25 protein-coding genes are annotated in these 26,496 nt (G+C 55.1%); 22 read left to right on the forward strand and 3 right to left on the reverse strand.

The features are described 5' to 3' along the window. Nucleotides 1-51: 51 nt before the first annotated feature. Nucleotides 52-555 carry a non-heme ferritin-like protein gene (locus tag JY391_RS09280; protein ID WP_211935620.1) on the reverse strand — a complete coding sequence of 168 codons (504 nt, stop codon included), beginning with the start codon at nucleotides 553-555 and terminating at the stop codon, nucleotides 52-54. Between the two features lie 515 nt (nucleotides 556-1,070). On the opposite strand from JY391_RS09280, the gene JY391_RS09285 reads away from it, so the two are divergent. From JY391_RS09285 to otsA, 6 genes are all read left to right on the forward strand, one after another. After that, nucleotides 1,071-1,628, forward strand: coding sequence for a DJ-1/PfpI family protein (locus JY391_RS09285; RefSeq protein ID WP_042283958.1), 558 nt, complete (start codon nucleotides 1,071-1,073; stop codon nucleotides 1,626-1,628). Nucleotides 1,629-1,945: 317 nt separating this feature from the next. Further along, entirely contained in the window at nucleotides 1,946-2,935 is a 990-nt protein-coding gene (araF, locus tag JY391_RS09290; RefSeq protein ID WP_211935621.1) for an arabinose ABC transporter substrate-binding protein AraF, read from the forward strand. 69 nt (nucleotides 2,936-3,004) lie between these two features. Further along, on the forward strand, nucleotides 3,005-4,519 hold the full coding sequence (gene araG / locus JY391_RS09295) for an L-arabinose ABC transporter ATP-binding protein AraG (protein WP_211935622.1): 1,515 nt from the start codon (nucleotides 3,005-3,007) through the stop codon (nucleotides 4,517-4,519). 14 nt (nucleotides 4,520-4,533) lie between these two features. Then, nucleotides 4,534-5,526 (forward strand): arabinose ABC transporter permease AraH, encoded by a 993-nt coding sequence (gene araH, locus JY391_RS09300; protein ID WP_042283948.1) that lies wholly within the window; start codon nucleotides 4,534-4,536, stop codon nucleotides 5,524-5,526. A 165-nt stretch (nucleotides 5,527-5,691) separates the two neighbouring features. Beyond that, the gene (otsB, locus tag JY391_RS09305) at nucleotides 5,692-6,495 is read left to right on the forward strand and encodes a trehalose-phosphatase (RefSeq protein ID WP_042284742.1); all 804 of its coding nucleotides are present in this window, start codon (nucleotides 5,692-5,694) and stop codon (nucleotides 6,493-6,495) included. Beyond that, nucleotides 6,470-7,891 (forward strand): alpha,alpha-trehalose-phosphate synthase, encoded by a 1,422-nt coding sequence (gene otsA, locus JY391_RS09310; RefSeq protein WP_042283945.1) that lies wholly within the window; start codon nucleotides 6,470-6,472, stop codon nucleotides 7,889-7,891. The genes otsB and otsA overlap by 26 nt, the downstream gene beginning before the upstream one ends. A gap of 17 nt (nucleotides 7,892-7,908) precedes the next feature. On the opposite strand, the gene uspC is transcribed toward otsA, so the two are convergent. Beyond that, nucleotides 7,909-8,337 carry a universal stress protein UspC gene (gene uspC / locus JY391_RS09315; protein ID WP_042283941.1) on the reverse strand — a complete coding sequence of 143 codons (429 nt, stop codon included), beginning with the start codon at nucleotides 8,335-8,337 and terminating at the stop codon, nucleotides 7,909-7,911. Nucleotides 8,338-9,130: 793 nt separating this feature from the next. Between uspC and flhD the strand changes: the two genes are divergently transcribed. The 6 genes from flhD (at nucleotide 9,131) to cheW (ending at nucleotide 14,547) form a co-directional block, all read left to right on the forward strand. Beyond that, complete coding sequence (gene flhD / locus JY391_RS09320) at nucleotides 9,131-9,481, forward strand: flagellar transcriptional regulator FlhD (RefSeq protein WP_042283937.1); 351 nt, start codon at nucleotides 9,131-9,133, stop codon at nucleotides 9,479-9,481. Between the two features lie 2 nt (nucleotides 9,482-9,483). Then, nucleotides 9,484-10,062, forward strand: coding sequence for a flagellar transcriptional regulator FlhC (flhC, locus tag JY391_RS09325; RefSeq protein WP_042283935.1), 579 nt, complete (start codon nucleotides 9,484-9,486; stop codon nucleotides 10,060-10,062). A 127-nt stretch (nucleotides 10,063-10,189) separates the two neighbouring features. Further along, entirely contained in the window at nucleotides 10,190-11,077 is an 888-nt protein-coding gene (motA, locus tag JY391_RS09330; protein WP_042283932.1) for a flagellar motor stator protein MotA, read from the forward strand. Continuing rightward, nucleotides 11,074-12,003 (forward strand): flagellar motor protein MotB, encoded by a 930-nt coding sequence (gene motB / locus JY391_RS09335; RefSeq protein ID WP_042283929.1) that lies wholly within the window; start codon nucleotides 11,074-11,076, stop codon nucleotides 12,001-12,003. The genes motA and motB overlap by 4 nt, the downstream gene beginning before the upstream one ends. A 4-nt stretch (nucleotides 12,004-12,007) precedes the next feature. Further along, nucleotides 12,008-14,023 carry a chemotaxis protein CheA gene (cheA, locus tag JY391_RS09340; protein WP_199956809.1) on the forward strand — a complete coding sequence of 672 codons (2,016 nt, stop codon included), beginning with the start codon at nucleotides 12,008-12,010 and terminating at the stop codon, nucleotides 14,021-14,023. Between the two features lie 20 nt (nucleotides 14,024-14,043). Next, nucleotides 14,044-14,547 (forward strand): chemotaxis protein CheW, encoded by a 504-nt coding sequence (cheW, locus tag JY391_RS09345; RefSeq protein ID WP_042283923.1) that lies wholly within the window; start codon nucleotides 14,044-14,046, stop codon nucleotides 14,545-14,547. A 68-nt stretch (nucleotides 14,548-14,615) separates the two neighbouring features. Here cheW and JY391_RS09350 read toward each other — a convergent pair whose 3' ends face one another. Further along, complete coding sequence (locus JY391_RS09350) at nucleotides 14,616-15,884, reverse strand: dicarboxylate/amino acid:cation symporter (protein ID WP_211935623.1); 1,269 nt, start codon at nucleotides 15,882-15,884, stop codon at nucleotides 14,616-14,618. A gap of 423 nt (nucleotides 15,885-16,307) precedes the next feature. On the opposite strand from JY391_RS09350, the gene JY391_RS09355 reads away from it, so the two are divergent. The 10 genes from JY391_RS09355 (at nucleotide 16,308) to cheZ (ending at nucleotide 26,338) form a co-directional block, all read left to right on the forward strand. Then, the gene (locus JY391_RS09355) at nucleotides 16,308-16,877 is read left to right on the forward strand and encodes a Csu type fimbrial protein (protein WP_042283919.1); all 570 of its coding nucleotides are present in this window, start codon (nucleotides 16,308-16,310) and stop codon (nucleotides 16,875-16,877) included. An 88-nt stretch (nucleotides 16,878-16,965) separates the two neighbouring features. Further along, entirely contained in the window at nucleotides 16,966-17,433 is a 468-nt protein-coding gene (locus JY391_RS09360) for a Csu type fimbrial protein (RefSeq protein WP_229264108.1), read from the forward strand. A gap of 16 nt (nucleotides 17,434-17,449) precedes the next feature. Continuing rightward, nucleotides 17,450-18,205, forward strand: coding sequence for a fimbrial biogenesis chaperone (locus JY391_RS09365; RefSeq protein WP_199956814.1), 756 nt, complete (start codon nucleotides 17,450-17,452; stop codon nucleotides 18,203-18,205). Further along, complete coding sequence (locus JY391_RS09370) at nucleotides 18,181-20,571, forward strand: fimbria/pilus outer membrane usher protein (RefSeq protein WP_211935624.1); 2,391 nt, start codon at nucleotides 18,181-18,183, stop codon at nucleotides 20,569-20,571. The genes JY391_RS09365 and JY391_RS09370 overlap by 25 nt, the downstream gene beginning before the upstream one ends. Continuing rightward, entirely contained in the window at nucleotides 20,568-21,533 is a 966-nt protein-coding gene (locus JY391_RS09375) for a Csu type fimbrial protein (protein WP_373322582.1), read from the forward strand. Before JY391_RS09370 ends, JY391_RS09375 begins: the two co-directional genes overlap by 4 nt. Nucleotides 21,534-21,614: 81 nt before the next feature. After that, complete coding sequence (gene tar / locus JY391_RS09380) at nucleotides 21,615-23,276, forward strand: methyl-accepting chemotaxis protein II (RefSeq protein WP_199956821.1); 1,662 nt, start codon at nucleotides 21,615-21,617, stop codon at nucleotides 23,274-23,276. Between the two features lie 87 nt (nucleotides 23,277-23,363). After that, nucleotides 23,364-24,230 carry a protein-glutamate O-methyltransferase CheR gene (gene cheR, locus JY391_RS09385; protein WP_211935625.1) on the forward strand — a complete coding sequence of 289 codons (867 nt, stop codon included), beginning with the start codon at nucleotides 23,364-23,366 and terminating at the stop codon, nucleotides 24,228-24,230. Beyond that, a complete protein-coding gene (cheB, locus tag JY391_RS09390; protein WP_042283903.1) occupies nucleotides 24,227-25,276 on the forward strand; it encodes a protein-glutamate methylesterase/protein glutamine deamidase in 1,050 nt (349 codons plus the stop codon). The genes cheR and cheB overlap by 4 nt, the downstream gene beginning before the upstream one ends. A gap of 17 nt (nucleotides 25,277-25,293) precedes the next feature. After that, a complete protein-coding gene (gene cheY, locus JY391_RS09395; RefSeq protein ID WP_042283900.1) occupies nucleotides 25,294-25,683 on the forward strand; it encodes a chemotaxis response regulator CheY in 390 nt (129 codons plus the stop codon). 10 nt (nucleotides 25,684-25,693) lie between these two features. Beyond that, entirely contained in the window at nucleotides 25,694-26,338 is a 645-nt protein-coding gene (gene cheZ / locus JY391_RS09400) for a protein phosphatase CheZ (protein ID WP_042283898.1), read from the forward strand. Nucleotides 26,339-26,496 lie beyond the last annotated feature (158 nt).

Consider the following 26,496-nt stretch of genomic DNA (forward strand, 5'->3'; position numbering starts at 1 on the left):
GACTTGCGTATTGGCCTGCGGGGAAGGGAACGGCAGGCCAGTGCGGGGATATTAATGCTGCTGATAATTCACCACGTTAAGGACATGCTGGTCGGTCTGGGCTGGACATAGCCCTGCGCGTTTCGCGTTGCGCACTTCCTCAAAGATGGTCTGCAATAACAATCCGTCCTGCTGCTGTTCTTTCTCCAGATCGTGCAGGAAAGTGAGCGTCTGTGCGTCGTTCAACGCCTGCGCTTCATCGGCCAGACGCGACAGCGTACTGGCGCGCTGTTGGTACTCTTCGAGTGTTTTTTGAAACAATTCTTCCAGGGAATGCAAATCGCTGCCCGGCACGTCAACTGCCTTCACGATCGGGTTCGCGCCGGTGTTTTTCATAAAATTAAACATCCGCATCATATGGGTGACGTTACTTTGCGCCTGGGTGCGAAGAAATGTTGCCGTTCCCATCAAACTTTGCTCTGAGCACCATTCGCTCAAATGGAGATAAAAATTCGAGGCGTAAAACTCAAGGTTCATTTGGGTGTTGAGTTTGTGAGCCATGCCTGCTGCAGCCATAACAATATCCTTATTTACTGAAAGAGACGGTGTGCGGGATAAACGGCACACTTAACTGTTAGCAGAATAAAACCCCTTCTGCCGGTCCATGAGTGATCGTAGTATCAATTCAGTCGCTGATCGAAATAAGCATAGCGCCGAATGCAAATTAAGAAAATCCTTAATGCTGTATGTTTATAAATTTTTACATGTTGCTGAAAGCAATGTCTGAATGCCAAAAATATTACCCCGCGTGATTAAAATACATCTTCTTGATTATCAATGGTTTTAATCTGGAATTGATTTTTGAAATGACGTTTCAGATCACAAAAGAGATCCCTCGGCCATGGTAAGATCGGATTATTGATAATTCTTTTTTACGTTGGCGCATTAATTTACGAATGACACTGTTTAGTCAGAAATTATCGGCTCGCCATTTTTGCGCCAGATCAGTTTCACTAAAAACTATTTTATTTTACCGAATGATAACGTCGTTATTTCGGTTCATTTGGCATCATTGGCATGAGGTTGTGGAAATGAAAAAAGTTGCTGTCCTGTTGGCGCCTGGCTTTGAAGAAGCGGAAGCGATTGTCACCATTGATATTTTACGCCGTCTGCACATTGAGGTGGACACGCTGGCCTGCGCGGAATCGCGGGCGGTGGTAAGCTATCACGATGTTCCGATGGTGGCGGATCAAACCCTGGCAGAAAGTCTGGAAACACTCTATGACGCCGTGGTGCTGCCGGGTGGACCGCAGGGTAGCGTCAATCTGGCGGCCAGTCCCCAGGTTGTGGCGTTCATCGCTCGCCATGACGCGGCGGGTAAACTGATCTGCCCGATTTGTTCGGCGGCGGCACGAGTGTTGGGCGGCAATGGGTTACTGAAAGGACGTCGCTACGTCTGTTCCGGCGATCTCTACGAGACAGTCACCGATGGCGTGTATGTCGACGCCCCGGTTGTAGAAGACGGAAATCTGCTGAGCGGAAAAGGGCTGGGACACATCTTTGACTTTGCGCTGGCGCTGTCGGCCCGTTTACTCGGCGATGACGCGCCGGTACGCGACCACGCCGACCATATTTATTATCGCTGGTAATTTTCGTGTCCCCAAATATGCCGTATTTGGGGACAAGGATTTGCTGGCTGGCGTTATGGATTAATTGGCTATCTTGTTTTTTATTTGTCAGACAATACTCCCCATTCTTATGTCATTTTCCGCTGAATTTATGTACGCAATTACTGTAATTCTGCGGTGTGATGCCGCTCTCCTATGGAGAATCAATTTCCCGCTACAACTATTCCAGAACCGGCATTTACCAGGAGAATAAATGGTAATGCCTTGTTTTACGTCTGAATTACAAAGAATCGTTCGATTTTACCCTACATAAAATGACGCTAAAGCTGGAGTTAACCATGCACAAATTCACTAAAGCGCTGGCGGCCATCGGTCTGGCTGCCGTTATGTCACAATCCGCTATTGCTGAAACCATGAAGTTAGGTTTTCTGGTAAAACAACCCGAAGAGCCCTGGTTTCAGACAGAATGGAAATTTGCCGATAAGGCCGGGAAAGATCTGGGCTTTGAGGTAATAAAAATAGCGGTCCCGGACGGGGAAAAAACCCTGAATGCGATCGACAGTCTGGCGGCCAGCGGCGCGAAAGGGTTCGTCATTTGTACGCCTGACCCGAAACTCGGTTCGGCGATTGTCGCCAAGGCGCGCGGGTATGACATGAAAGTCATTGCCGTCGATGACCAGTTCGTTAATGCCAAAGGTAAACCCATGGACAGCGTCCCGCTGGTGATGATGGCGGCGACCAAAATCGGCGAGCGTCAGGGCCAGGAACTGTTTAAAGAGATGCAGAAACGCGGCTGGGACGTCAAAGAGACCGCGGTGATGGCGATTACCGCCAACGAGCTGGATACGGCGCGCCGTCGTACCTCCGGATCCATGGAAGCGCTGAAAGTCGCCGGCTTCCCGGAAAAACAAATTTATCAGGTGCCCACCAAATCAAACGATATCCCGGGCGCGTTTGACGCCGCCAACTCGATGCTGGTGCAGCATCCGGAAGTCAAACACTGGTTGATCGTCGGCATGAACGATAACACGGTGCTCGGCGGCGTCCGGGCGACAGAAGGCCAGGGCTTTAAGGCGCCGGACGTTATCGGTATCGGCATTAACGGGGTTGATGCGGTAAGCGAGCTGTCGAAAGCGCAGGCCACCGGCTTTTACGGTTCGCTACTGCCAAGCCCGGACGTTCACGGCTATAAGTCCAGCGAAATGCTTTACAACTGGGTGACTAAAAATGCAGAACCGCCAAAATTCACTGAGGTCACAGACGTGGTGCTGATCACCCGCGACAACTTCAAAGAAGAACTGGCGAAAAAAGGCCTGGGCGGTAAATAACCTGACAGACAGCGAATGCCGGACAAGGCGCAGCGGCCCTCCGGCATTCGCTGTGAACGAGGAGTCGTTATGCAACAGTCTACCCCGTATCTCTCATTTCGCGGCATTGGTAAAACGTTCCCCGGCGTCAGGGCGCTCTCGGACATCAGTTTTGAGTGCCATGCCGGTCAGGTGCATGCGTTGATGGGAGAAAATGGCGCCGGGAAATCCACTCTCCTGAAAATTCTCAGCGGCAACTATGCGCCTACCACGGGCTCTTTGGCGATTCGCGGTCAGGAGATGTCGTTTTCTGACACCACCGCCGCACTGAACGCCGGCGTCGCGATTATTTACCAGGAATTGCATCTCGTCCCGGAAATGACCGTGGCGGAGAACATTTATCTCGGCCAGCTTCCGCACAAGGGCGGAATCGTAAACCGCAGCCTGCTTAACGACGAAGCGGGGCTGCAACTGAAACATCTTGGAATGGATATTGATCCCGATACCCCGCTGAAATACTTGTCTATCGGCCAGTGGCAAATGGTGGAGATTGCCAAAGCGCTGGCGCGTAACGCCAAAATTATCGCCTTTGATGAGCCGACCAGTTCGCTTTCAGCGAGGGAGATTGAGAATTTGTTTCGGGTGATCCGCGAACTGCGCAAAGAAGGCCGCGTCATTTTGTACGTTTCACACCGCATGGAAGAAATTTTTGCCCTTAGCGACGCCATTACTGTGTTTAAGGATGGACGCTATGTCACCACCTTCACCGATATGACGCAGGTGAACCATGACATGCTGGTTCAGGCGATGGTGGGGCGCGATCTCGGCGATATCTATGGTTGGCAACCGCGGCAGTATGGTGCGGAGCGTCTGCGTTTGCATGAGGTAAAAGCGCCTGGCGTGCGTATGCCAGTCAGCCTGACGGTGCGCAGCGGAGAAATCGTCGGTCTGTTTGGTCTGGTCGGCGCAGGCCGCAGCGAACTGATGAAAGGGCTGTTTGGCGGCACGCGGATCAGTAACGGGCAGGTGTATATCGACGGTCAACAGATTGATATTCGCAAACCCGCGAACGCCATTGCCGCCGGTATGATGCTGTGCCCTGAGGACCGCAAAGCCGAAGGAATCATTCCAGTGCATTCCGTTCGCGACAATATCAATATCAGCGCCCGCCGCAAGCATGTGCTTGGCGGCTGCCTGATCAATAACGGCTGGGAGGAAACCAACGCCGATCACCACATTCGTTCCCTGAACATCAAAACGCCTGGCGCGGAGCAACTGATCATGAACCTTTCCGGCGGGAACCAGCAGAAGGCGATTCTGGGGCGCTGGCTGTCGGAAGAAATGAAGGTCATTTTGCTCGACGAGCCGACGCGCGGCATTGATGTTGGCGCGAAGCACGAAATTTACAACGTAATCTATGCCCTGGCCGCCCGCGGCGTCGCGGTGCTTTTCGCCTCCAGCGATCTGCCGGAAGTGCTCGGTGTCGCAGACCGCATCATCGTCATGCGGGAAGGGGAAATTGCCGGGGAACTGCTTCATGAACAGGCGGATGAGCGCCAGGCGCTGAGCCTCGCTATGCCTAAAGTCAGCCAGGCAGTCGCCTGAGAAAGGAGAGAAAGATGTCTTCCGTAACAACGTCTGGTTCTGGCGCGCCGAAGTCGCCGTCGTCGTTTAGTCTGGGTCGCATCTGGGATCAGTATGGCATGCTGGTGGTCTTCGCCGTTCTGTTCCTCGCCTGCGCGATTTTTGTGCCTAACTTTGCCACCTTCATCAACATGAAAGGGCTGGGGCTGGCTATCTCTATGTCGGGAATGGTGGCATGCGGCATGTTATTCTGCCTGGCGTCAGGGGATTTTGACCTCTCTGTCGCCTCGGTGATCGCCTGTGCCGGGGTAACCACGGCAGTGGTGATCAACATGAGTGAAAGCCTGTGGATTGGCGTCGGCGCGGGGTTGCTGCTTGGCGTGCTGTGCGGGCTGGTTAATGGCTTTGTAATCGCCAGGCTGAAGATTAACGCGCTGATTACCACGCTGGCGACGATGCAGATTGTCCGCGGGCTGGCCTATATCATCTCTGACGGTAAAGCCGTAGGGATTGAGGATGAACGCTTTTTCACCCTCGGCTACGCCAACTGGTTCGGCCTACCGGCCCCCATCTGGCTGACGGTCGCCTGCCTGATCATTTTTGGTTTACTGCTGAATAAAACCACCTTTGGACGCAATACGCTGGCGATTGGGGGAAATGAAGAGGCGGCGCGTCTGGCGGGGGTACCGGTCGTTCGGACCAAAATCATCATCTTCGTGCTGTCGGGGCTGGTGTCTGCGGCGGCCGGGATTATCCTCGCGTCGCGCATGACCAGCGGACAGCCAATGACCTCTATCGGTTACGAGCTGATCGTCATTTCCGCCTGCGTGTTAGGCGGCGTTTCCCTCAAAGGCGGCATCGGAAAAATCTCATATGTGGTCGCCGGAGTCCTTATTTTAGGCACCGTTGAGAACGCCATGAACCTGCTGAATATTTCGCCTTTCGCCCAGTACGTGGTACGCGGCTTAATCCTGCTGGCAGCAGTGATCTTCGACCGTTACAAGCAAAAAGCGAAGCGCAGTGTTTGATAAAAAAATCCTCAACTTTTTAGTCTAGTTCCTCCCTTTTGCCAGCCGCTACCCCGGCTGGCAACTGTCTTTCTAAATGGCGAGCAGGGTCACACTGTCTATACTTACATGACTATGGGGCGCGATCCGCGCGTTGCCGGAAATAATGATAAGGAGGAGAACCGGGTGGCAGAACCGTTAACCGCAATCCCTGAACAATCCGCTCTCTACGCTTACTTTTTTGATCTTGATGGCACCCTGGCGGAGATCAAACCGCATCCTGACCAGGTCGTTGTGCCACCAACGATTCTTCAGATGCTTCACCGTCTTGCCGAGAACAGCGCTGGAGCACTGGCACTGGTTTCAGGGCGTTCCATGGCGGAACTTGATGCGCTGGCGAAACCCTGGCGTTTTCCGCTGGCGGGTGTCCACGGCGCCGAGCGGCGCGACATTCATGGCCGGACGCATATCGTTCATCTTCCGCAAGCCATAGAGCGTGAGGTGAGCCTGCAACTGCATACCGCGCTGGCGAATCTGCCAGGCACTGAACTCGAGACCAAAGGCATGGCCTTTGCGCTGCACTATCGTCAGGCACCAGAGCATGAGGCGACCCTTCAGGCGATAGCGAGCCGCATTACCCAGACCTGGCCGCAACTGGCCATACAGCAGGGTAAATGCGTTGTAGAGATAAAACCGAAGGGGACTAACAAGGGAGAGGCGATCTCTGCGTTTATGCAGGAAGCGCCGTTTGCCGGGCGAATCCCGGTATTTTTGGGAGATGACCTGACCGATGAAACAGGATTTGCCGTGGTGAACAACGCGGGGGGTATGTCAATCAAAGTGGGTGAGGGAGAAACCCTGGCGAAATGGCGTCTCGCAAGCGTTCCCGACGTATGGCGTTGGATCGAAACTATTCACACTTCACAACAACAAGAAAAAAACACGAATGACAGGAGAGATGGCTATGAGTCGTTTAGTCGTAGTATCTAATCGAATTGCTCCCCCGGACAATAAAACCAGCGCAGGCGGACTGGCCGTCGGCGTGCTGGGCGCGCTGAAAGCCGCAGGAGGATTATGGTTCGGTTGGAGTGGCGAACTGGGGAACGAGGATCAGCCGTTAAAAAAGGTGACCCGGGGCAACATTACCTGGGCGTCGTTTAATCTGAGCGAGCAGGATCATGAAGAGTATTACAACCAGTTTTCTAATGCCGTGTTATGGCCGGCCTTTCACTACCGTCTGGATCTGGTGAATTTCCAGCGTTCGGCGTGGGAAGGTTATCAGCGGGTCAATGCGCTGTTAGCGGACAAGCTGCTGCCGCTGCTAAAAGAGGATGACATCATCTGGATCCACGATTATCACCTGCTGCCGTTCGCCAGCGAGCTGCGTAAGCGTGGGGTAAATAATCGCATCGGCTTCTTCCTGCATATTCCGTTCCCGACGCCAGAAATCTTTAACGCGCTGCCGTGTTCAGAAGAGCTACTGGAACAACTGTGCGACTTCGATCTGTTGGGATTCCAGACGGAAAATGACCGTCTGGCGTTCCTGGACAGCTTGTCCAGCCTGACGAGAGTCGCGACCCGTGAAAGCCGAAGCCACATCGCGTGGGGCAAAAGCTTCCGTACCGAGGTGTATCCTATCGGCATCGAGCCAGATGAGATCGCTCAGCAGGCCTCGGGTCCGCTGCCGCCGAAACTGGCGCAGCTTAAGGCTGAACTCAAAAATCTGAAGAATATTTTTTCCGTTGAGCGCCTCGACTACTCGAAAGGGTTGCCGGAGCGTTTTCAGGCCTATGAAGCGCTGCTGGAGAAATACCCGCAGCACCACGGCAAAATTCGCTATACCCAGATAGCCCCCACCTCCCGTGGCGATGTTCAGGCCTATCAGGACATCCGTCATCAGCTTGAGACCGAAGCCGGACGCATCAACGGTAAATATGGTCAACTGGGCTGGACGCCGCTGTTCTACCTGAACCAGCATTTTGATCGCAAGCTGTTGATGAAAGTGTTCCGCTACTCTGACGTAGGGCTGGTGACGCCGCTGCGTGACGGTATGAACCTGGTGGCGAAAGAGTTCGTGGCCGCGCAGGACCCGGCGAACCCCGGCGTGCTGGTGCTTTCACAATTTGCCGGCGCGGCGAACGAGTTGACGTCTGCGCTGATCGTCAATCCTTACGATCGTGACGAAGTGGCCGCGGCGCTGGATCGCGCGTTAACGATGCCGCTGGCGGAGCGCATATCCCGCCACGCGGAAATGCTGGAGGTGATTGTTAAAAATGACATTAACCACTGGCAGGAGCGCTTTATCTGCGATTTAAAGCAGATCGCGCCGCGCAGTGCTGACAGCCTGCAGCAGAACAAAGTGGCGACCTTCCCGAAACTGGCCTGATGGCGGCTGAGTTGCGGTTATTCGCCATCCAGCGGAACGAGCAGGACATCCACCAGGCTTGAACTGACAACGCTTTTCGCCGAGCAGGACGCTCGCGAAAAGAAACTTTGATTATGATTGCCGCAAACCACCAGATCGACGTCGTGTTTGCGGCACACGTCCAGAATATGCTCGCTCAGTTCGCCGTAAGTGATAAAAGTTTGGGCGATCGGGTAACCGGCATCTTTTCCTAATTTTTCCAGAAAATCATGGGTTTCTTCATGCATCACGGCGCGTAAATCTTCCAGCATCGGCGCAGCGAACTGATTATACAGTTCCGGATCGGAGGCAAGGGTGATAAGGCTGATACGCGCATTGACGGGTTGGGCAATCGAAACCGCTTTTGCCAGAAGCTGCTGGCTTTCCGGGGTGACCGCGACGGCAACCAGGATGTGACGGTAACTCATAACTCGCTCCTTATTGCAAGAATATGAGAGGGTTCTTCAGCATTACTCCGAAATGAGGACAACTGCAATGCTTTACGATGACAATAATGTGAAGGCAATCATAATTATTCATTAAGTTTTCTTATAAATATTCTGAAGGAATAACCAAAATTATGTCCGAAATGGGATGACTTAAATCAAATTTCGCGCGCATCAATTTTTCCTCTTAACAAATTTACGAAAGTTATTAATTTCTTTATAGGCATAAATAGCACGCATTGATAAAAATTAGAAAACAATTAACTCATTGTTTATAAACGATAAAAATATTCAACCCTTCATAGTGAAATTAATGGAAAACGAGTATTTTCTCACCGTTATTTTAACTTCTGTGTCGTAATATTTTTCTCTGTATCCGGCTCTTTTTTTAATGACCCTGGAAACAAAAAGGGGTTTTGCTGGCTAATTATTCATCAAAATAAAAGCTCAACTGATGGATTTATGTTATCGAATAAGTTAATTTATGTGATGTGCATCACATATTTTCCAAATTCGCAGCGTGGCTTTGTTGTATGTCTTGGGAGTGACGAGTACAGTTGCGTCGATTTAGGAAAAATCTTAGGCATTTGTAAGAAATCATGTTCGTCTGTAAGCGCCTGACAAGGTTGTCATGACGTTCGCAGCGTGCATATTTCTGTCTGAGATCTGCTATGTATTTGACCTATTTGCTTTTATTTACCGGGATTTCCCGGCGACATCACGGGGTGCGGTTACGCCGCATAAAAAATAAAGTTGGTTATTCTGGATGGGAATAATGCATACATCCGAGTTGCTGAAACACATTTATGACATCAATTTGTCATATTTACTCCTTGCACAGCGTCTGATCGTTCAGGACAAAGCGTCCGCCATGTTTCGTCTCGGGATCACGGAAGAGATGGCGACCTCGCTGGGTGCCCTGACCTTGCCACAGATGGTCAAACTGGCGGAAACAAACCAACTGGTATGTCACTTCCGCTTCGACAATCATCAGACCATCACCCGGCTGACTCAGGACTCACGGGTAGACGATCTCCAGCAAATTCATACCGGTATCATGTTGTCCACGCGTCTGTTGAGTGATGTCGAACAGGCTGATGAAACCGCACGGAAAAAAAGGGCCTGACGATGAGTGAAAAAAGCATTGTTCAGGAAGCTCGCGATATCCAGTTAGCGATGGAATTGATCACTCTGGGCGCCCGTTTGCAAATGCTGGAAAGCGAGACGCAGTTAAGTCGCGGCCGCCTCATCAAATTGTACAAAGAACTCCGCGGTAGCCCCCCGCCTAAAGGCATGCTGCCGTTTTCTACTGACTGGTTTATGACCTGGGAGCAAAATATTCATGCTTCCATGTTCTGTAATGCCTGGCAGTTTTTACTCAAAACCGGTCTGTGCAGCGGTGTGGATGCGGTGATCAAGGCCTACCGGTTATACCTCGAACAGTGTCCGCAAGGGGAAGACGGTCCGCTGTTGGCGCTGACCCGCGCCTGGACGCTGGTGCGTTTCGTCGAAAGCGGATTGCTGCAACTGTCGAGCTGTAGCTGTTGCGGCGGGAATTTTATTACCCATGCGCATCAGCCTGCCGGGAGTTTTGCCTGTAGTTTGTGCCAGCCGCCTTCCCGCGCGGTAAAAAGACGTAAACTTTCCCAGGATGCTGCCGATATTATTCCACAACTGCTGGATGAACAGGTCGAACAGGCTGTTTAACCGACACGGTGTGGACAAGACACTCCAGCAGCGGTAAGCGATTACCGCTGCTTTTTTTTGCCTCGCCAACGCGTTAACGCCCCCCGACTGCGCATCCTGTCATAGTCAACAGCGGAAGGATGATGTCGTGCTTATCTTATTAGGTTACCTGGTTGTTATCGGTACAGTTTTCGGCGGTTATATGATGACCGGCGGGCACCTTGGGGCACTCTATCAACCGGCTGAATTTGTGATCATCGGCGGCGCGGGGGTCGGGGCGTTTATTGTCGGCAACAACGGTAAAGCGATTAAGGGAACGCTGAAGGCGTTGCCGCTGCTGTTTCGCCGATCCAAATACACCAAAGCGATGTACATGGATCTGCTGGCGCTGCTCTACCGCCTGATGGCTAAGTCACGCCAGCAGGGGATGTTCTCCCTTGAGCGTGACATTGAGAACCCGAAAGAGAGTGAAATTTTTACCAGCTATCCGCGCATTCTTGCCGATGCGGTCATGCTGGATTTTATTGTCGATTACCTGCGTCTGATTATTAGCGGCAATATGAATACTTTCGAAATTGAAGCGCTGATGGACGAGGAGATCGAAACCCACGAAAGCGAAGCGGAAGTTCCGGCGAACAGCCTGGCGCTGATGGGCGATTCGCTACCGGCGTTTGGTATCGTCGCCGCGGTGATGGGGGTGGTTCACGCGCTGGCTTCCGCCGACAGGCCCGCTGCCGAACTGGGGGCGCTGATCGCCCACGCGATGGTCGGCACCTTCCTCGGTATTTTACTTGCCTATGGTTTCATCTCGCCGCTGGCCAGCGTGCTGCGTCAGAAAAGCGCCGAGACCACTAAGATGATGCAGTGCGTCAAGATTACGCTGCTATCAAATCTGAATGGCTATGCCCCACCGATCGCCGTCGAATTTGGCCGCAAAACCCTCTATTCCAGCGAGCGCCCGTCATTCATTGAACTGGAAGAGCACGTGCGGGCGGTCAGAAACCCTAATCAGCAGACGACGACTGAGGACGCATGAAGAATCAGTCCCATCCTATCGTCGTCGTCAAACGACGCAAACATAAAGGGCACGGCGGCGGCGCTCACGGTTCGTGGAAGATTGCCTACGCTGATTTTATGACAGCCATGATGGCCTTTTTTCTGGTGATGTGGCTCATTTCCATCTCCAGCCCTAAAGAACTGATTCAAATTGCCGAATATTTCCGTACGCCGCTGGCGACGGCGATCACCGGCGGCAATCGGATCGCCAACAGCCAGAGCCCGATTCCCGGCGGTGGTGATGACTTCACCCAACAACAGGGAGAAGTGAATAAACAGCCTGACATCGAGGCATTACGGAAGCGGATGGAGCAAAACCGGTTGAGCAAACTGCGTGGCGACCTCGATCAGCTGATTGAATCCGACCCGAAACTGCGGGCGTTGCGTCCGCATCTGAAGATCGATCTGGTGCAGGAAGGGCTGCGTATTCAGATTATCGACAGTCAGAATCGCCCGATGTTTAAAACCGGCAGTGCCGAGGTCGAGCCGTATATGCGCGACATTCTGCGGGCGATCGCGCCCGTGCTGAACGGGATTCCAAACCGAATCAGCCTGTCCGGGCATACGGATGATTTTCCCTATGCCAACGGGGAGAAAGGCTACAGCAACTGGGAATTGTCCGCCGACCGCGCGAATGCGTCGCGGCGTGAACTGGTGCAGGGCGGTCTGGATGATGGAAAAGTGTTACGGGTGGTGGGGATGGCCGCCACGATGCGCCTGAGCGATCGCGGCCCCGATGACGCCATTAACCGCCGGATCAGCCTGCTGGTACTGAATAAACAGGCAGAACAGTCAATTTTGCATGAAAACGCTGAAAGCCAGAACGAGCCGGTAAGTGTATTACAACAGCCTGCGGCGGCACCGCAGGTAAGCGTTCCCACATCGCCACCAGCCAATCCGAGGTGATAGCGTGAGCATGGATATTAGCGATTTTTATCAGACCTTTTTTGATGAAGCTGACGAGTTGTTGGCTGACATGGAGCAACACCTGCTCGACCTTGCGCCCGACGCGCCGGACGCCGAGCAGTTGAATGCCATTTTCCGCGCCGCGCATTCCATTAAAGGCGGCGCCGGAACCTTCGGCTTCACCATTTTGCAGGAAACGACTCATCTGATGGAGAACCTGCTGGATGAAGCGCGCCGTGGTGAAATGCAGCTCAACACCGACATTATCAACCTGTTTTTGGAAACGAAAGATATTATGCAGGAACAGCTCGACGCCTATAAAAGCTCCCAGGAGCCGGATGCCGCTAGCTTCGAATATATCTGCAATGCATTGCGCCAGCTGGCGCTGGAAGCAAAGGGCGAAACCGCGCCTGCGGTGGTGGCAAACGCCCGGCTGAGTGTCGTGGACACAACGCCTGATGAGGGCGGCGCGCCAACAGTAGAAGAAAAATTACGCATTAATCTGTCCCGCCTGAAAGCCAGTGAGATTGATCTGCTGGAGGAAGAACTGGGCAATTTGAGCACCTTAACCGACGTGGTGAAAGGCGCCGATTCGCTTGCCGCCACCCTGGACGGCGGTGTCGCCGAAGAGGATGTGGTGGCAGTGCTGTGCTTTGTGATCGAAGCCGATCAGATTTCCTTCGAAAAAGTCGTCGCGCCGAACGCCCCTGCGGTCGCGCCTGAGCCGCCCGCCGCCGTTGCGCAGCCTGTCGCTGCGGTCCCGGCAGTTAAATCGCCCGCGGCCGACGCGCATGCCGGACGTGCGGAGCGCGAAAAGCCCGCGCGCGCCAGCGAATCGACCAGCATTCGTGTGGCAGTGGAGAAGGTCGATCAGCTCATCAACCTGGTGGGTGAACTGGTGATCACCCAGTCGATGCTGGCCCAGCGTTCGAACGAACTTGACCCGGTTAATCATGGCGATCTCATCACCAGCATGGGGCAGTTACAACGTAACGCCCGCGATTTGCAGGAGTCGGTGATGTCGATTCGCATGATGCCGATGGAATACGTTTTCAGCCGCTTCCCGCGTCTGGTGCGGGATCTGGCGGGCAAGCTCGGCAAACAAGTGGAACTGACGCTGGTGGGCAGCTCCACCGAACTCGATAAAAGTCTGATTGAACGCATTATCGATCCGCTGACGCATCTGGTGCGCAACAGTCTCGACCACGGCATTGAGCTGCCGGAAAAACGCCTTGAGGCCGGTAAAAATGCGGTCGGAAATCTGATCCTGTCCGCAGAACATCAGGGCGGCAACATTTGCATTGAAGTGACCGACGACGGCGCGGGGTTAAACCGCGAGCGGATCCTCGCAAAAGCGATCGCCCAGGGGATGGCTGTAAACGAAAACATGACCGATGACGAAGTCGGTATGCTGATTTTTGCCCCTGGCTTCTCTACCGCCGAGCAGGTGACCGACGTTTCCGGTCGTGGCGTGGGCATGGATGTGGTGAAACGTAACATCCAGGAGATGGGCGGCCATGTGGAGATCCAGTCTAAACAGGGCGCCGGTACCACCATCCGTATTTTGCTGCCGCTGACGCTGGCGATTCTCGACGGCATGTCCGTTCGCGTCGCTGATGAAGTCTTTATTTTGCCGCTGAATGCGGTAATGGAATCGCTGCAACCGCGCGAGGACGATCTGCATCCGCTGGCCGGTGGCGAGCGCGTGCTGGAAGTGCGTGGAGAATACCTGCCGCTGGTGGAACTGTGGAAAGTCTTCGACGTTGAAGGGGCGAAAACGGAGGCCACCCAGGGCATTGTGGTGATCCTGCAAAGCGGCGGTCGCCGTTACGCGCTGCTGGTTGATCAGCTGATTGGTCAGCACCAGGTGGTGGTAAAGAACCTGGAAAGCAACTATCGCAAAGTGCCGGGGATTTCCGCCGCGACGATCCTCGGCGATGGTAGCGTCGCGCTGATTGTGGATGTCTCTGCCCTGCAGAGTTTAAATCGCGAACAACGTATGGCGATCACCGCCGCCTGATTGAGTGAGAAAGGAAAAATATGACCGGTATGACTAATGTAACCAAACTGGCCGGCGAGCCGTCAGGTCAGGAGTTCCTGGTGTTTACGCTGGGAGACGAAGAATACGGTATTGATATTCTGAAAGTGCAGGAAATCCGCGGCTATGATCAGGTTACCCGGATAGCCAACACCCCTGCGTTTATCAAAGGAGTGACCAACCTGCGCGGTGTGATCGTGCCAATCGTCGATCTGCGCGTGAAGTTCTGCGAGGGTGACGTTGAGTACAACGATAACACGGTCGTGATCGTGCTTAACCTGGGGCAGCGCGTGGTCGGCATTGTCGTTGATGGCGTTTCCGACGTGCTGTCGCTGACCGCGGAACAGATTCGTCCTGCGCCGGAGTTTGCCGTCACCTTGTCAACGGAATACCTGACGGGACTGGGCGCGCTGGGCGAACGTATGCTGATTCTGGTGAATATTGAAAAACTGCTGAACAGTGACGAAATGGCGCTGCTGGATATTGCCGCTTCGCATATGGCGTAAGGGGCGCAGGCCCGGCGGCGATGCCGCTTCCGGGCCTGCGTATCAGCGATATCCGTCAGCATAAACCGTTACGCGTTAACTTCCTGCTCTGCCACTTCTTTTTCGTTTTCCGTCAGTAATCCTTCATCCTGCGCCAGCATCGCGGTGGCAATGCCGTTACCTAACACATTGATGGCGGAACGCCCCATGTCGAGGAAATGGTCGATACCCATCAGCAACAAAATGCCCGCCACCGGGATATTGAAGCTCGGAATGGTTGCCGCCAGCACTACCAGCGCCGAACGCGGAACGCCGGCAATCCCTTTTGAGGCCAGCATCAGGGTCAGCATCAGCACGCTGACCTCAGCCAACGACAGGTGAATATTGTACGCCTGGGCGATAAACATCGACGCAAACGAGCAGTACACCATCGAACCGACCAGATTAAAGGAATACCCGATCGGCAAAACGAAAGAAACAATATTGCGCGAGCAGCCGAATTTGGTCAGCAACTCCAGGGTTTTCGGGTAAGCGGCTTCAGAACTGCTGGTGGTAAAGGCGACCAGCACAGGTTCCTTCAGCAGACTGACCAGCCGGAACACCTCTTTTTTCAGCACCAGATAACCCGCGGCCAACAGCACCAGGCAGGTCATCAGAATGGCGACGTAATAGCCGCCGATAAACGAGGCGTAGTTGAGTAAAATCCCCACTCCTTCGGTGGCGATCACCGAAGAAATCGCGGCAAATATCGCCAGTGGAGCCACATACATCACGTAGCCCGTCACCTTCAGCATAATATGCGAAACCACATCCAGCGCGGCAACCAGTGGGGCGTTGAATTTCTCGCCCAGCGACGCGCCGCCGATACCAAAGAACATTGAGAACACCACGATCTGCAAAATTTCATTATTCGCCATCGCTTCGGCAATGCTGGTGGGGATCGTATGTGACAGAAAGCCTTTCAGGCTCATACCGCCCACCGCCAAACCGGTTTCCACCGCGTCTTTTGGAATGGTCAGGTTCAGGCCGCTGCCGGGCTGTTCAAGGGTAACAATAAACAGCCCTACCAGAATCGACAGTATCGAGGAGCTGATAAACCAGATCATCGCCTTACCGCCCACGCGCCCGATGGTGGCGGTCTCGCCCAGACGCATAATGCCAACGGTCAGCGTACTGAAGACTAACGGCGCAATGACCATTTTTATCAGGCGCAAAAAGATATCGGTAAGAAGGGTGATGTTCTCTGCCCAGGCGGTAATCACGCTTTCGGATGTCCAGGAGTGAATAACCGCGCCTGACACAATGCCTGCCAGCATGAAAATCACGATGAATATCGTGAGTTTATTTGCATTTGCCACTGAAAATCCCTCGGGCTGAATTTAACAATTTGTTATCAGCGATATATTTGTTTTGTGAATTTATTGGTGAAGATTTATTTACTACCTAAATTGGCGTATTCCCGCCCGGCTTACAACTATTTTTTATTAATTACGCATTTTGTTGTGTTCTTCGAAGGGCGTTTTCGTGATCTGGATCGCATAAGAATGAATATATCCTTCGACGGAGCAGGGTAAATGAGATGTAATGAAAGTTAATGGACTGATATATATGCTGTTTTTACGTCAATCACCCCTCTGTATGAACAAGCGTAACGCCAGTGGTTGTTTTCCGCGCCGTAAACTAAATTTCTGATTATCGGTTTGTTTTCTGAACGTGTGCGAACTTTCTCGCTACGTCGGTGCTGGCTTTCGTCAACGTGACGGTATTTCGGAGGTGGAGTCATGAACACATTTTCTCGGTTCCTGGGTATAGCTGGCATTTTTCTTGTTCCCTTGCCTTCGACGATGGCGGTAACCAGCAGCGGCACGGTCGGGGTGTCACTGACGTTAACCAATGGCTGCCTGATAAACGGCTCGCCCAGTCAGAACGGTATCAACTTTGGTACGTTGAATTTCGGGACGCATCCCGCCACCTTTTCTGAACTGACCACCCAGCTCACCGGCGCCGCAGGGGGCAACAGTTTTGGTATCCAGTGCACCACCACCGACTACACCGTACAGATTACCGGTAATACCAATTCTTCCGCGCCGGGCTCGGTGGTCGGTACGCCGGGAACGCCAGCCCGTTATCTGGTGAACGCCGCGAATACCACTCAGGGCGTGGCGTACAGCCTCTACAGCGACAGCGGCTTCAATAACGTGATCGCTAACAATACTCCTATTCCTAAAGTCTCCACTACAGCCGGGGTCGATAACTATACGATCTTCGGTCGGATCCAGGGCGGCGGTAACAGCGTGACCGTGGTTCCCGGTACGTACACGGACACCATCAACGTCAGCGTTATTTACTGATACGTCTCTTTAAATGAGAACACGGTTCAGGCGCTTCCTGTGGGGAGGCGGGGGAAAGCGACGTCTTTTTTTGACGGTTCTCGCGCTGATGGCTTTCCCGGCCTATGCCATTACCACGCAATCCTTTCAGGTGAATGCCACCATCGTGCCGGGCTGTTCGGTTACCACGGGGAGCGGAGCGGCGATGGGGAATCTGAACTTTGGCAGCTACAGCGGCGTGGAGAACCGTCAGGTGAACGCCCAGTTTGTGCCAAACGCCGCGCTGGCGCTGGCCTGTACGCCAGGCGTGGCGCTGAGCATGACGGTGGATGGCGGACGCTATTACGGTACGGTGCGTAATATGCAGCGTGACGGCGGGACGCAGCGCGTGGGGTACCGTTTGTACCGTACCGCCTCGCTGGCGGCGAACAGTGAGATTGGCGTCAACCAGCCGGTCTCTGTCACCTATACCAACAGTAACAATATTGCGCTACCGCTGTTTGGCGTCGCGTTTTTAACGGGTTTTAGCCCGGCAGGTAATTATTCAGATCAGCTTACGGTGACCTTGTCATGGTAGCGAAGGGAGAAGTGAAATGAAGGTGCGAGCATCGTTCGGACTGTTGTCGGTACTCACGGCAGCACTGGTCTCACCCGGGGCCAACAGCGCCGCCACAATACTGCTGTGGCCCATCGATCCCTGGCTGGCGGCGGAGAATAATGCCACCGAACTGTGGATCCAGAATCAGGGCGACACGCCCACGACGATGCAGGTACGCATTGTGCGCTGGCAGCAGGAAAATGGATATGAACGCTATAAGGCGCAGCAGGAGGTGGTCGCCAGCCCGCCGATTGTCCGTATCGAAAAAGGCAGTAAGCAGCTCATTCGCCTGATTAAACAGTCGACCGTTCCTGCCGGTGTGGAGCAGGCTTACCGGATCATCGTGGACGAGATCCCCCAGCCGGACCCCGTCAGTACACCCCAGATGGGACTGAAGGTGCAGATGCGCTATTCGCTACCGCTGTTTGTTTACGGACAGGGGGTGCAGACCTGGGCGCAAGGGGAACATCACGCGCAGGTGAAGCCTTCGCAACTGCACTGGCGGGTGGTGCGCAGCGAAGGGCAACCACAGCTGGAAGTGCGCAATGACAGTGACGTGCATGTCCGGCTGAGCAAAGTGTCACTGCAACAGGGCGGGTCTCAACACACGATGGCCGAGGGGCTGCTCGGGTATGTGTTGCCGGGGAGTTTCCGCCGCTGGCCGTTACCCACTGGCGCAACCCGTCCGGACCGATTAACCGCGGCAATCAACGCGCAGGACGGCAAATGGTTGTCTGGTCCCGCCAACTGAGCGGCGTGTTTGTGACGGCCATACTGACCACCAGCGGGCTTTGCCGCGCCGGGAGCGGCGATGATGTATTGCCGCCGCCACCGGATGCGCGCGCGCTCGATCGGCAGGCGGTTTTTCATCTGGCGCTGGTTGTTAACCATTACGAGACGCAAAAGGTGGTGGCGGTAACCCGGCGCGGCGGCGACTTCTTTGTCGCCAGCGCCGATCTGCAACAGGCTGGCCTGCCTGCCGAACAGCTGGCGGCGGGGGAGGTGAATCTCTCCCGGATGACGCAGGTGAAAGTGGATTACGACAGCAGCGGTCAGCGACTGCTGCTCAGCGTGCCGCGCGAATGGTTACCGGTACGCAGCACGCCGTTTGGCGGTGAATCCCCGACGTCTGTGGCGAGAAACGGCAGCGGGGCGTTGCTGAATTACGACGTTTACGCCAGCAGTACCCAGGATGGCGACAGCCAGGCCTCCGTCTGGCATGAGCTGCGCTTTTTTAACGATGCGGGTTCGCTCTCTTCCACCGGGTACGTGCGACAAAATCTGGCGGGGGACGATGACTGGCAGGATGGCTATGTGCGTTACGATACGGTTTTTACCGCAACCCATGAGGAAAATGCGACCCTGTGGCAGGTGGGGGATGTGATTACTGACGCCCTGAGCTGGAGCAACAGCGTCCGCGTCGGCGGGATCTTCTGGGGACGCGACTTCTCGCTGCGTCCGGATCTGGTGACCTGGCCGCTACCGGCATTCTCCGGTGAAGCCGCGGTGCCGACCGCTGTGGATCTGTTCATCAACGGTTATCGCGCGGGGTCGACGGAGCTGCAGCCCGGGCCGTTTACGCTGACGAACCTTCCTTATATAAACGGTGCGGGAGACGCGGTGCTGGTCACCCGTGACGCGCTTGGCAGACAGGTCAGTACCACCTTACCGTTTTATGTCGCCAGCAATTTGTTGAAATCGGGCGTCAGCGATGGTGCCGTTACGCTCGGCAGCCTGCGGCGCAATTACGGTATTGATAATTTTGATTACGGCCCGGCGGTGGGCAGCGCGAGCTATCGCTATGGCGTCAATGACGCTCTGACGCTTGAAGGTCATGGCGAAGGCGCCGAAGAACTGGCGCTGGGCGGTGTGGGCGCACTGGTGAAAGTGGGCCGCTTTGGCGTTGTGAACGGCGCATGGACGGAAAGCAAAATGCGCGGTCACCACGGTAATCAGCTTAACTGGGGGTATCAGTACAGTACCGCAGCCTTTAGTGTCGCCACGCAACATTCCCGCCGCGAGCGCGGTTTCGGCAACCTGGCGTTATATGACCAGACCGCGCTGGTGGATGACGACAACCGCCCGCTGGCCTCTTTAAGTCAGCGCAGCGATCAGTATTCGTTAACCGTTAATATGGGAACCTTCGGCAATATTGGCGCGGCGTGGATTGGCATCCGCAGCTTCGACGCGCAAAAAACGGAGCTGCTCAATCTCTCCTGGAGCCGCAATTTATTGGGAAGCAGCAGTATCTATCTGGCTGCCAGTCGTGACAACCAGCAGGGTGACTGGACGCTGGCAATGTCGGTGCAAATTCCACTGGGCGATCGCGACAGCATGGCGCTAAGCGCCGAGAAAACGCCGGATGCCGGGCAGACGCAGCGTATCAACTATAACCACTCGATGCCGACGGACGGCGGGTTCAGCTGGAATCTGGCGTGGGCGCGACAGACCCAGGCGCGAAACTACCAGCAGGCGACGCTGGGCTGGCGTAATAATAACGTTGAATTACAGGGGGGCGCTTACGGCGAAAGCAACGCCATGACCTGGTGGGGAGAGGCGATGGGATCGCTGGTGTTGATGGAAAATCAGCTGTTCGCCGCCAATAAAATCAACGATGCATTTGTGGTGGTCAGTACTGACGGTCAGCCTGAAGTGCCGGTGAACTATGAGAATCAACCGGTCGGCAAAACCAATGAGAACGGCTTTTTGCTGATAAGCGGCGTATCCGCTTATTATCCTGCGAGCTACAGCATTAATACCCTCAACCTGCCTGCGGATACCCGCCTGAAGGAGACCGAGCGCAAAGTCGCGCTGCGTCGTCAGAGCGGTTATCTGGTCGATTTCCCAATGGAACAGGAGCGGGTGGCCAGCGTGATTTTGCACGACGCAGAGGGGCAGCCGCTGCCGCTGGCAAGCCAGGTGCTGCGCGACAACAGTGCGCCTGCGGTGGTGGGATATGAGGGTATCGTCTGGCTGGAAAATCTTGCCGAGGTGAACCGACTCCGGGCGATAACCCCGGACGGAGAGCATTGCACGGCCACATTCACTCTTGCGCCTAATCCCGGGCATAAGCTGCAAACCTACGGGCCGCTGATCTGCCGTAAGGGGGCGCCATGATGGGACGGGCGTTGTGGGGGATCGTGTTTCTGCTGGTTACGCCGGGGGCCTGGGCCGCCTGTGCCGTCACCACCACCAGCGGCGCGTTTGGCAGCGTGTCATCTTTTACCGTGAACAGCAGCGAGCAGGCCACCAGCGCTAATCTCGTGGTCCAGTGCGACGTGGTGTTGGGATTGTTGAACAACGATACCATCACTCTGACCTATACTGGCGCGACGCTTTCGGTCAGCAACAGAGCGGCTCTCAGGCGAAGCGATAACGCAGCGGTGACGGATGCCATTCCGGTACGCATGTGCGCGCAGTCCGGTTGCGCCAGCAACAGTGAGATCCCGATTGGCGGCAGCTACACCTGGAGCGGCAGTTCATTGCTGGCGCTGTTAGGCTCTTCACGCTTTACCCTGCCGCTTTACTTCCGCACCCTTACGGGCCAGAACGTTAGCGCCGGGCCGTATCAGGTGACGCTTAACTTCAGCGTCTATTTTAATGTCTGCCAGGTGGGGGCGCTTGGCTTATGCGTTACCGCGCAAACCGGCACGGTGGCGGCTAACCTGCAGGTAAACCTGACCGTCACTAATGACTGTATTACCCTTACTGCGCCGAACGTGAACTTTGGCAGCGCGCCGCTGGTGAACAATTTTCCCGCCGTCTCGCAGGCTGTGGCGATCACCTGTACCAAAGGCAGCGCCTACACGGTAGGCATCAATAATGGCAGCTATGCCAACGGCAATGTACGCAACATGGCAAGCGGTAATAACCGTCTGAGCTATGAAATTTATAAGGCAGGCACCACCAGCCGCTGGGGAAGCGTCGGCGGCGATCGCTGGGCCAGCAGCGCGTCGTCTTCTCTTAGCAGCGACGGCCTGCTGCGCACCTACAACTATACCGCCAGAGTGTTAACCACGCAGACCACACCGCCCGCCGGGACCTACACCGACACGGTGGTTGTGGATATCGCCTTCTGATCTGTTTTTCCCTTTCGCAAACGTAAAGTTCTCAACCGGGTTGCCGATAACGTTGATAACTCGTTTTAAGGAAGGTGCCTTATGTTTAACCGTATCCGCGTTGTCACAATGCTGATGATGGTGCTTGGGGTTTTCGCACTGCTACAGCTTGTATCCGGGGGGCTGCTGTTTTCATCTTTACAGCAGAACCAGACCAGTTTTGTTATCTCAAACGATCTGCGCCAGCAGCAAAGCGAACTGACCTCAACATGGGATCTGATGCTGCAAACGCGTATTAACCTTAGCCGCTCTTCCGCCCGCATGATGATGGATGCGGCGAACCAGCAAAGCAGCGCCAAAACCGAATTGCTGAAGAATGCGAAAAATACCCTCGCGCAGGCTGCGGTGCACTATAAGGCATTTAAAGCGATCAGTCCGCTGCCTGACATGGAAGAAGCCAGTCTTGAGGTGGAGGCGAAGTACCAGGCCTACTTTGCGGCGTTAACCGAACTGGTGCAGTTTCTGGAAAGTGGCAACATGGACGCCTACTTTGCCCAGCCGACTCAGGGAATGCAAAACGCGCTCGGCGAAGCGCTGGGCAAGTATGCCAGCGTCAGCGAAAAGCTTTACCGCCAGGCCTTTGACGAAAGCGCCCGCGATTATCAGTTCGCCCAGTGGCAGCTTGCCATTCTCGCGCTCGTGCTGGCGCTGATTCTGGTGGTGGTGTGGTACGGCATCCGTCACACCTTGTTGAATCCGCTGGGGCGCGTCATTGCGCATATCCGTGATATCGCCAGCGGCAATTTAACCAATACCCTGACCGTGGCAGGACGCAATGAGATTGGCGAACTGGCCGACAGCGTCGATCACATGCAGCGTTCGCTGGTTGAAACCGTCACGCAGGTGCGGGAAGGGTCCGATGCCATCTATGCCGGCACCAGCGAGATTGCCACTGGCAATACCGACCTCTCTTCGCGAACCGAACAGCAGGCTTCGGCGCTGGAAGAGACCGCCGCCAGCATGGAACAACTGACCGCCACCGTGAAACAGAACGCCGACAACGCCCGCCAGGCGTCGCAACTGGCGCAGAGCGCCTCGGAAACGGCCCAGCACGGCGGAAAAGTGGTGGATAACGTCGTTAAAACGATGCACGACATTGCCGACAGTTCGAAGAAAATCGCCGACATCATTAGCGTGATCGACGGTATTGCGTTCCAGACCAATATCCTGGCGCTGAACGCGGCGGTTGAAGCGGCGCGCGCTGGTGAGCAAGGCCGTGGGTTTGCCGTGGTTGCCGGAGAGGTGCGTAATCTCGCCAGCCGCAGCGCGCAGGCGGCAAAAGAAATCAAAGCGCTGATCGAAGATTCAGTGGCGCGCGTGGATACCGGCTCGGTGCTGGTCGAAAGCGCGGGTGACACGATGAATGACATTGTTAACGCGGTGACCCGGGTGACTGACATCATGGGGGAAATCGCCTCGGCGTCCGACGAGCAAAGCCGTGGCATCGATCAGGTGGCGCTGGCGGTGTCGGAAATGGATCGCGTGACGCAGCAAAACGCCGCACTGGTGCAGGAGTCCGCCGCTGCCGCCGCCGCGCTGGAAGACCAGGCCAGTCGCTTAACCAGAGCGGTGTCGGCGTTTCGTCTCGCCGCTCGCCCATATACCACGCAAAAAACCGAAGAACGCGCCTCTGCGCCGTCGCCTCGCGAGCCGCAGAAGGCATCGCCCGGCGCTGAACCCGACACCCACTGGGAAACATTTTGACGGCAAATAAACACGTTGTAACACACCAAGAATCGGCGCCGCAGCAGGCGGCGCCCGTTGTATCCTGAATGTGATTGAGAAGGCGCTATGACATCATCTCTGCCCAACGGGCAAACGTCATTATTGTTACAGATGACACAGCGCCTCGCGCTGTCCGACGCGCACTTTCGTCGGATATGTCAGTTAATCTATCAGCGCGCGGGGATCGTGCTGGCGGACCATAAGCGGGATATGGTTTATAACCGCCTGGTTCGCCGTCTGCGTACGCTGGGGCTGGATGATTTTGGTCGCTATCTCAGCATGCTGGAAGCGAATCAAAACAGCGCGGAATGGCAGGCTTTTATCAACTCGTTGACCACCAACCTGACCGCCTTTTTTCGCGAGGGTCATCACTTTCCGGTATTGGCTGAGCACGCCCGCCGTCGCAATGGCGAATACCGGGTGTGGAGCGCGGCGGCGTCAACCGGTGAAGAACCTTACAGTATCGCCATTACGCTGGCCGATACGTTAGGCACAGCGCCAGGGCGCTGGCGGGTCTTTGCCAGTGATATCGACACCGAAGTGCTGGAAAAAGCCCGCAGCGGCATCTATCGGCTTGATGAGTTAAAAACCCTGTCGGCACAGCAACTGCAGCGCTACTTCATGCGCGGCACCGGCCCCCATGAAGGGTTGGTGCGCGTGCGCCAGGAGCTGGCAAGTCACGTGGAGTTCGCCGGGATAAACCTGCTTGACAAACAGTACAACGTGCCGGGGCCGTTTGATGCGATTTTCTGCCGCAATGTGATGATCTATTTCGATAAAACGACGCAGCAGGACATTCTGCGCCGTTTTGTTCCCCTCCTTAAGCCTGACGGCCTGCTGTTCGCCGGGCATTCAGAGAACTTTAGCAACCTCGTGCGCGACTTTAGCCTGCGCGGACAGACGGTGTATGCGCTGAGTAAGGATAAAGCATGAGTAAAATCAGGGTGTTATCGGTTGATGATTCCGCGCTAATGCGCCAAATCATGACTGAAATTATCAACAGCCATAGCGATATGGAGATGGTGGCAACCGCACCCGATCCGCTCGTTGCCCGTGATTTAATCAAAAAATACAACCCGGACGTTTTGACGCTGGACGTCGAAATGCCGCGGATGGACGGCCTCGATTTTCTTGAAAAATTGATGCGCTTGCGTCCGATGCCGGTGGTGATGGTGTCATCGCTGACGGGGAAAGGCTCCGAAGTGACGTTGCGCGCGCTGGAGCTGGGGGCCATTGATTTTGTCACCAAGCCCCAGTTAGGGATCCGCGAAGGGATGCTGGCCTACAGCGAGATGATTGCCGAAAAAGTGCGCACCGCGTCGCGCGCGCGGCTGGGCGCGCATAAGCCACTGGCCGCGCCAGCGACCCTGAAAGCCGGGCCGTTGCTCAGTTCAGAAAAGCTGATCGCCATTGGCGCGTCGACGGGCGGCACCGAAGCGATTCGTCACGTGTTGCAGCCGCTGCCGCTTTCCTGCCCGGCAGTGATTATTACGCAGCATATGCCGCCAGGTTTTACCCGTTCGTTTGCCGAGCGTCTGAATAAACTGTGTCAGATCAGCGTGAAAGAAGCGGAGGACGGCGAGCGCGTGCTGCCAGGACATGCCTACATCGCGCCCGGCGATAAGCACATGGAGCTGGCGCGCAGCGGGGCAAACTATCAAATCAAAATTCATGACGGGCCGCCGGTTAACCGGCACCGGCCGTCTGTGGATGTGCTGTTTCATTCGGTGGCGAAACACGCGGGGCGCAACGCCGTGGGGGTGATCCTGACGGGGATGGGCAACGACGGCGCCGCCGGAATGCTGGCGATGCACCAGGCGGGCGCCTGGACGATTGCGCAGAATGAAGCAAGTTGTGTGGTGTTCGGCATGCCGCGCGAGGCCATCAATATGGGTGGCGTGAGCGAAGTGGTCGATCTCAGCCAGGTAAGCCAGCAGATGCTGGCGAAAATCAGTGCCGGACAGGCAATACGTATTTGACTCAGGAGTAATTTTTTATGGCGGACAAAGAGCTTAAGTTTCTGGTTGTGGATGACTTTTCCACCATGCGTCGCATCGTGCGTAACCTGCTTAAGGAACTGGGATTTAACAACGTCGAAGAGGCCGAAGACGGCGTGGACGCATTGAATAAACTGCAGATGGGCGGCTTTGGTTTTGTCATCTCTGACTGGAACATGCCGAATATGGACGGTCTGGAACTGTTGAAAACCATTCGCGCAGACGGCGGCATGTCTTCATTGCCGGTACTGATGGTGACGGCGGAAGCGAAGAAAGAGAACATTATCGCCGCGGCGCAGGCCGGTGCCAGCGGTTACGTGGTGAAGCCGTTTACCGCCGCGACATTGGAAGAGAAACTCAACAAAATCTTTGAGAAACTGGGCATGTAAGGGGCGGACAATGATGCAACCAACCATGAAACCCGTAGATGAACACTCTGCCGGGGATATTATTGCGCGCATTGGCAGCCTGACCCGTATGCTGCGCGACAGCCTACGGGAGCTGGGTCTGGACCAGGCCATCGCCGAAGCGGCAGAAGCCATTCCGGACGCCCGCGACCGTCTGGACTATGTGGTGCAGATGACCGCCCAGGCCGCCGAGCGCGCGCTGAACAGCGTCGAAGCTTCACAGCCGCACCAGGACGAAATGGAGAAAGGGGCGAAAGCGTTAAGCAAGCGCTGGGACGCATGGTTTGAAAACCCGATCGAGCTGGCAGACGCCCGGGAACTGGTGACCGACACGCGCAAATACCTGAGCGATGTGCCGGAACACACCAGCTTCACTAACGCGCAGTTACTCGACATTATGATGGCGCAAGATTTCCAGGATCTGACCGGTCAGGTGATCAAGCGAATGATGGATGTCATCCAGGAAATTGAACGTCAACTGTTGATGGTGCTGCTGGAGAATATTCCGGAGCAGGGCGCGCGACCGAAGCGTGAAAACGACAGTCTGCTCAATGGTCCGCAGGTTGATACGACCCGGGCGGGCGTGGTCGCCAGCCAGGATCAAGTAGACGACCTGCTGGACAGCCTCGGTTTTTAACCTGGCCGCCCGATGGCGTCATGCCATCGGGCTGAATGACAGATTAGCTGCGACTGCATTGCTATCCACTTATCCTCCTTAACGGCATAAACCCGACCTTTTTTGCCGTTTACTCTGCCCATTGGCGGCAGGCGCTTCTGGCATCATTCTCGCTCATA

The organism is Citrobacter sedlakii (assembly GCF_018128425.1).
In the GTDB taxonomy this organism is placed as follows: Bacteria; Pseudomonadota; Gammaproteobacteria; order Enterobacterales; family Enterobacteriaceae; genus Citrobacter_A; species Citrobacter_A sedlakii.

Coding starts and splice junctions, on each gene's coding strand:
- JY391_RS09280 (WP_211935620.1), bottom strand. CDS start 555: ATGGCTGCAGCAGGCATGGCTCACAAACTCAACACCCAAATGAACCTT.
- JY391_RS09285 (WP_042283958.1), top strand. CDS start 1,071: ATGAAAAAAGTTGCTGTCCTGTTGGCGCCTGGCTTTGAAGAAGCGGAA.
- araF (WP_211935621.1), top strand. CDS start 1,946: ATGCACAAATTCACTAAAGCGCTGGCGGCCATCGGTCTGGCTGCCGTT.
- araG (WP_211935622.1), top strand. CDS start 3,005: ATGCAACAGTCTACCCCGTATCTCTCATTTCGCGGCATTGGTAAAACG.
- araH (WP_042283948.1), top strand. CDS start 4,534: ATGTCTTCCGTAACAACGTCTGGTTCTGGCGCGCCGAAGTCGCCGTCG.
- otsA (WP_042283945.1), top strand. CDS start 6,470: ATGAGTCGTTTAGTCGTAGTATCTAATCGAATTGCTCCCCCGGACAAT.
- uspC (WP_042283941.1), bottom strand. CDS start 8,337: ATGAGTTACCGTCACATCCTGGTTGCCGTCGCGGTCACCCCGGAAAGC.
- flhD (WP_042283937.1), top strand. CDS start 9,131: ATGCATACATCCGAGTTGCTGAAACACATTTATGACATCAATTTGTCA.
- flhC (WP_042283935.1), top strand. CDS start 9,484: ATGAGTGAAAAAAGCATTGTTCAGGAAGCTCGCGATATCCAGTTAGCG.
- motB (WP_042283929.1), top strand. CDS start 11,074: ATGAAGAATCAGTCCCATCCTATCGTCGTCGTCAAACGACGCAAACAT.
- cheW (WP_042283923.1), top strand. CDS start 14,044: ATGACCGGTATGACTAATGTAACCAAACTGGCCGGCGAGCCGTCAGGT.
- JY391_RS09355 (WP_042283919.1), top strand. CDS start 16,308: ATGAACACATTTTCTCGGTTCCTGGGTATAGCTGGCATTTTTCTTGTT.
- JY391_RS09360 (WP_229264108.1), top strand. CDS start 16,966: ATGGCTTTCCCGGCCTATGCCATTACCACGCAATCCTTTCAGGTGAAT.
- JY391_RS09365 (WP_199956814.1), top strand. CDS start 17,450: ATGAAGGTGCGAGCATCGTTCGGACTGTTGTCGGTACTCACGGCAGCA.
- JY391_RS09370 (WP_211935624.1), top strand. CDS start 18,181: ATGGTTGTCTGGTCCCGCCAACTGAGCGGCGTGTTTGTGACGGCCATA.
- JY391_RS09375 (WP_373322582.1), top strand. CDS start 20,568: ATGATGGGACGGGCGTTGTGGGGGATCGTGTTTCTGCTGGTTACGCCG.
- tar (WP_199956821.1), top strand. CDS start 21,615: ATGTTTAACCGTATCCGCGTTGTCACAATGCTGATGATGGTGCTTGGG.
- cheR (WP_211935625.1), top strand. CDS start 23,364: ATGACATCATCTCTGCCCAACGGGCAAACGTCATTATTGTTACAGATG.
- cheB (WP_042283903.1), top strand. CDS start 24,227: ATGAGTAAAATCAGGGTGTTATCGGTTGATGATTCCGCGCTAATGCGC.
- cheY (WP_042283900.1), top strand. CDS start 25,294: ATGGCGGACAAAGAGCTTAAGTTTCTGGTTGTGGATGACTTTTCCACC.
- cheZ (WP_042283898.1), top strand. CDS start 25,694: ATGATGCAACCAACCATGAAACCCGTAGATGAACACTCTGCCGGGGAT.